At 36.2% G+C, this 5,126-nt stretch carries 5 protein-coding genes; 2 read left to right on the plus strand and 3 right to left on the minus strand.

Annotation, left to right across the window (positions count from 1 at the left end):
- Positions 1 to 204 precede the first annotated feature (204 nt).
- Entirely contained in the window at positions 205 to 1,110 is a 906-nt protein-coding gene (locus M3Z76_RS19490) for a DMT family transporter (protein ID WP_293929865.1), read from the minus strand.
- Between the two features lie 93 nt (positions 1,111 to 1,203).
- Here M3Z76_RS19490 and M3Z76_RS19495 point away from each other — a divergent pair, with 93 nt between their 5' ends.
- On the plus strand, positions 1,204 to 1,923 hold the full coding sequence (locus tag M3Z76_RS19495; RefSeq protein WP_293929867.1) for an MgtC/SapB family protein: 720 nt from the start codon (positions 1,204 to 1,206) through the stop codon (positions 1,921 to 1,923).
- A 12-nt stretch (positions 1,924 to 1,935) separates the two neighbouring features.
- On the plus strand, positions 1,936 to 2,910 hold the full coding sequence (locus M3Z76_RS19500) for a cation diffusion facilitator family transporter (protein ID WP_293929869.1): 975 nt from the start codon (positions 1,936 to 1,938) through the stop codon (positions 2,908 to 2,910).
- A 44-nt stretch (positions 2,911 to 2,954) separates the two neighbouring features.
- Here M3Z76_RS19500 and M3Z76_RS19505 read toward each other — a convergent pair whose 3' ends face one another.
- Complete coding sequence (locus tag M3Z76_RS19505) at positions 2,955 to 4,118, minus strand: iron-containing alcohol dehydrogenase (RefSeq protein ID WP_293929871.1); 1,164 nt, start codon at positions 4,116 to 4,118, stop codon at positions 2,955 to 2,957.
- A 68-nt stretch (positions 4,119 to 4,186) separates the two neighbouring features.
- Positions 4,187 to 4,855 carry a hypothetical protein gene (locus tag M3Z76_RS19510; protein WP_293929872.1) on the minus strand — a complete coding sequence of 223 codons (669 nt, stop codon included), beginning with the start codon at positions 4,853 to 4,855 and terminating at the stop codon, positions 4,187 to 4,189.
- Between the last annotated feature and the right edge of the window lie 271 nt (positions 4,856 to 5,126).

Raw genomic sequence — 5,126 nt, forward strand, 5'->3', positions numbered from 1 at the left:
TCCAAAATTATGTTTCATCTATTAAATGAAACGTTTTATTCATTCACGTCTTGCTTGTTCAGTTTTCAAGGTTCATTATCATCACCGCTTTTTAGTGGCGACTTTTATACTATAACTCATCCTTAACTTGCTGTCAAATACTTTTTTTAATGTTATTTTTTCGCTGTGTCGTTAAGGACAAGTAATAATATATACCATCTAAAACTATAAATCAATAGTTTTTCTAAAAAAACTTTTTATTTTTTTAAAATCTGCTACAAAGAGCAATATTCCAGCTAATACAACGATCCCACCAACGATTTGTGTTGCAATTAAATATTCTTTAAAAATAAAGTAAGCTAATATAGCAGCACCTATTGGTTCAAATAAAATAGCAATCGACAATACATTTGTGCTAACAAACTTTAATGACCAATTGAACAAAGTATGACCAAGTAAATTAGGTATAATAGCAAGCAATATAAACCAAACCCATTCCATTGAAGGATATGGACCAAAAGATTCTCCCTTTACTAATACATAGAAGAAAAGACAAACTGTACTGCTCATATAAACGACCATTGTATATGTAACAAGTGAAATTCTTTTGCGAACGTCTTGTCCAAACAAGAGATAGCCTGTGACTAATGCACAAGCAATTAGCGCTAGTATATCTCCATATAAAGCTGTACCACTAACTCGAAAATCTCCCCAGCTAATCAAAACACTACCTATAATTGCAATTGCGGCCGCAATGATTGTTTTCAAAGAAATCTTTTCGCCGAAGAAAAAATAAGTCCCTACAAAAGCAAATAAAGGTTGCATCGTCACAAGCACTGTAGAACTCGCTACAGAGGTGTAATTTAATGACTCAAACCATAAGATAAAGTGAAATGCTAAAAAAACACCTGCAATAGCAGAAAATACCCAATCTTTTTTCGATAATAACTTTATTTCACCTGTATATTTCCATAAAAAGATTGGAAGCATGAGCACAACAGAAAATAACATTCGATAAAATGCAATAACACCCGCATCGGCACTTGCTAGCTTTACTAAAATGGCTGATAGCGATACTGAAATAACGCCAATCACAATTGGTATATAAGGATTAATCGCCGGTTTATTCATAGTTATTGTTCCTCACTTAAATTTTTCTTGTACATCACTTCATTTTACAGTAATATAACGCATTATCAATAGTTGTTTTAAGGAGGAGAATGATTGTCATCTATTTTAACCGAAGTCTTTTCAATTGAAATTTTAATTAAATTAGCTGTAGCTGCTGGTTTAAGTTTAATTATTGGAATTGAAAGGGAATTAAAGAAGAAGCCAGTTGGATTAAAAACGAGCTTAGTCATCGCAACATTCAGTTGCTTACTGACGATTATTTCTATTGAAACGGCTTATATGACACCAGCTAGAGACGATATTAATATTACGATGGACCCACTAAGGCTAGCTGCACAAGTAGTTAGCGGCATCGGCTTTTTAGGAGCAGGTGTAATCTTACGTAAGGGGAATGATAGTATTACTGGCCTTACGACAGCTGCCATGATTTGGGGAGCAGCTGGAATTGGTATTGCTGTAGGAGCAGGTTTTTATGCAGAAGCCTTTATGACAGTAGTGATTGTTGTCATTGGTATTGAGCTAATTGCTCCCTTTTTAATGACGATAGGACCTAAACGCTTAGCTTCACGTGAATTTTCATTGAAAGTACAGGTGAAGCATCACGATGATATTTCTACACTCCTTTCCTATATGCAACAGAACGAAATGTATGTTGAAAACATCCGCATAAGCGATACGGTAATAGCAAATGATACAATTGAACATGAAGTAACGATTCGCTTTGCTACAATTCATCAAAATACGTTAGCACTTTATCAAGATCTACATACTCAATCGTATATAGAACAAATTGAAATTGAATTATTATCTTAAAGGAGAGTCTCTATGAAAGAATTTTTCGCACTACTTAAAGACGGTAACAAACCTTCCTTGCTCGCTGCGTGTGTCAATGCATTTTTAGGTATTATTAAAGGAATTGCCTTTTTCTTTACTGGCAATGTGGCGATGTTTGCGGAAATGATGCACTCCTTAGGGGATGCCGCTAACCAGCTTTTCGTTTATATCGGATCTGCATTATCCAAAAAAGCGCCAACTAAACAATTCCCTAATGGCTTTGGTCGCCTTATTAACCTAGTTTGTTTAGGAGCTGTTTTAATCGTTGGTATTTTATCTTATGAAACAGTAAAAGAGGGCTGGCATCATTTTGTCTCCCCTGCTACTGAATCAAACGGTATGCTTATTGCACTTGGTGTATTAGCTGTCGGAATTATATTGGAATTAACAGTTTTGCATAAAGCAGCAAAAGAAGTTTTGCATGAAGTAGGTGTTGAGAGTGCTGGATTTACATCCATTGTCAAGTCAGCAAAATATTTAAATCGTGCAAAGCCTGCGACAAAGCTTGTATGGATGGAAGATTTAGTTGCAACAAGCGGTAATGTTCTAGCATTTAGTGCCATTTTAATCGCTCACTTCACTGGCTTTTACCGACTTGAAGGACTTGTCTCAATGATTATTGGTTTCATGATGTTTTATGTAGTAGGTCGCGTATTTTTAGATAATGCGAGAGGCGTTATCGGGGAAACCGATCAAGAAATGCTAAACCATATAGCCCATTTAGTAATGGAAGAACCGAATGTAAAGGATATTATGCGCTTAGAAGTGATTAAAGAAGGGGAATTTTTGCATGTTGAGCTTGTTGCAGAAGCTGACCCGAACCTTTCCTTGGCTTACTTAGATGATGTGCGAGATCATTTAACACATCTTATTTTGAGCCAAAAAGGCGTAACTGAGGTTGTTATTTTATTTGACGAAGATGATGGTCAATTGAGCTGGCAGCACGTTGGTGAAAAGCCCGAATAACTTAAAAACAGACTGGAAGGCAACAACCTCTCCAGTCTGTTTTTTTATAGTGCATTTTCTAAAATTGTACGTACATCGTCCGCATGAAGCTTTTTAAAGTTGCCAAATGGACCATTGCACATCGTATGCTCAATTATTTTCTCGAAATGTGTTGTATCAATATTGTAATCTGCTAAGCGCTGCGGTGCACCTAAAGAAGTCCAAAATGCAGCTAAGCGCTCAATTCCCTCAAGTGCAACATCCTCTACTGATTTGCCATTAGCCTCTACATCGAATACGCGTACAGCTAAACGCGCAAAGCGCTCTGGATTTTCTGAAACGACATGGCGCATCCAATGTGGCTGCAGAATTGCTAAACCACCTGCATGAGGAATATCGTACACTGCTGATACTGCATGCTCAATATTATGTGTAGCCCAATCACCACGTGAACCCATCGATAAGAAATTATTTAAGCCAATTGTGCCTGCTAATAAAATAGTTTCACGTAATGCAACATTTTCTAAATCCTCTACTAGCTTTGGTCCAGCCTCCATAATCGCACGTAAAACACCTTCACACATACCATCTGTAACAGGTGTATTTGTTGCGTTATGGAAGTATTGTTCAAAAATATGCGACATCATATCAACGATGCCATATATCGTATGATTTTTCGGTACAGTCACTGTATAGGCAGGATTTAAAATTGAAAATTTCGGGAATACCGCGGGACTACCCCAGCCGAACTTTTCTTCTGTATCCATATTTGTAATAACAGAGCCTGAGTTCATTTCAGAGCCTGTTGCCGCTAAAGTTAAGACAACACCTAATGGCAATGCTTCCTCTGCTACAGCCTTTTTAATAACTAAGTCCCAAGCATCGCCATCGTATTTTGCAGCAGCCACGATTAATTTTGAACAGTCAACTACAGACCCTCCACCTACTGCTAGTACAAGATCGATACCTTCTGCTTTACAAATTTCCGCACCACGACGAGCTGTTTCGACACGTGGATTTGGCTCAACGCCTGCTAATTCAAATATTTGCTTATTCGCCTGCTGCAATATCGTTATAACATCGTCATAAACACCGTTGCTTTTAATGCTTCCTCCGCCGTAGACAATCAATACTTTATCACCATATTTGGCAAGCTCCTGTGGCAATTTCTCCATTGCGTCCACTCCAAAATGAAGCGTTACAGGATTATAAAATGTAAATGGATTCATGTTCTCTCTCCTTTCAAAGCTATTTTTATTTTCTCATGTTTCATGAGAAAATAGCAAAGAAAGTCTATTCACATATGCCTAATCTCATCTGTTATCATAAATGTCAGCAAGAAGTCTTCCTCTAAAGTTATTTTGACACCATTATAGCGAGACACAATTTTTGAAAATCTTAATGTCGCAACACGATTGGCTAGCGCATATTCCTGTCTATTTGTTAATGGCAGACCATTTACATGACACCCTAAAATAAAGCAGCCACTCATGGAATGATCGATTACATTTTGATGCAATGACTGGTAGTGAACCTCTTCAATTAAACTGTCTTGATACACTTTTCCTTCCGCAATTAAATAGTTAGTTAATGCTCCCTTTAAATCGATTGCAATGGCAGTTGCACCTAAAACTCTTTTAAAATACACAGGTACTATCTTTTTATTTTTTAAGCAAGGTGTAATTTCTGTCACAATTTCTCCTGAGCTAAGCACAGTAAGTTTAATAAAAGCCCTATCTTCCTGATTCATCAATGTGAGTATCGTTTCGCCAGGGTGCAAGCTTTTAAAATAAATTTTATCGTCTGTAATATAGCCAGTAGCAATGCTTTGTTGTTGTATTTTTAACGTAGTTGCTTGAATGCCTAGTACATCTATATCATTTGGCAATTCAATTAATCTACTCTTAAAATAAACAGATATATTTTCATTATGAACGATTCGTTCTTGTAATAAATTTTTCAGCATTCCTTAGTCCCCTTCCTCTTTTTGTCTAGTGTAAAAAAGAGAACTATACAATTCCTAAACAAAACCCGACAAAATCTGCGCTTTTTCATCAAAGCCTCAACTATTTTTTCATATTAGACAATTAGTAATTTCTTTTCTTCTTTTTACTTAATTGATTGTTGGGATTTGATTTTAGTAAAGTATCTAAACGCTGGCACTAGTGTCGCATTAAAATAATTCAACGCTTTATAAAAATCTAAATTTTCAGTAATTTTATCTTTGCATAAAAAAA

It is taken from the genome of Metasolibacillus sp. (assembly GCF_025291715.1).
Classification (GTDB): Bacteria; Bacillota; Bacilli; order Bacillales_A; family Planococcaceae; genus Metasolibacillus; species Metasolibacillus louembei.

Bases quoted from the DNA above. Each gene is read 5' to 3' on its own strand.
- M3Z76_RS19505 (WP_293929871.1), bottom strand. From the start codon at position 4,118: ATGAATCCATTTACATTTTATAATCCTGTAACGCTTCATTTTGGAGTG.
- M3Z76_RS19500 (WP_293929869.1), top strand. From the start codon at position 1,936: ATGAAAGAATTTTTCGCACTACTTAAAGACGGTAACAAACCTTCCTTG.
- M3Z76_RS19510 (WP_293929872.1), bottom strand. From the start codon at position 4,855: ATGCTGAAAAATTTATTACAAGAACGAATCGTTCATAATGAAAATATA.
- M3Z76_RS19490 (WP_293929865.1), bottom strand. From the start codon at position 1,110: ATGAATAAACCGGCGATTAATCCTTATATACCAATTGTGATTGGCGTT.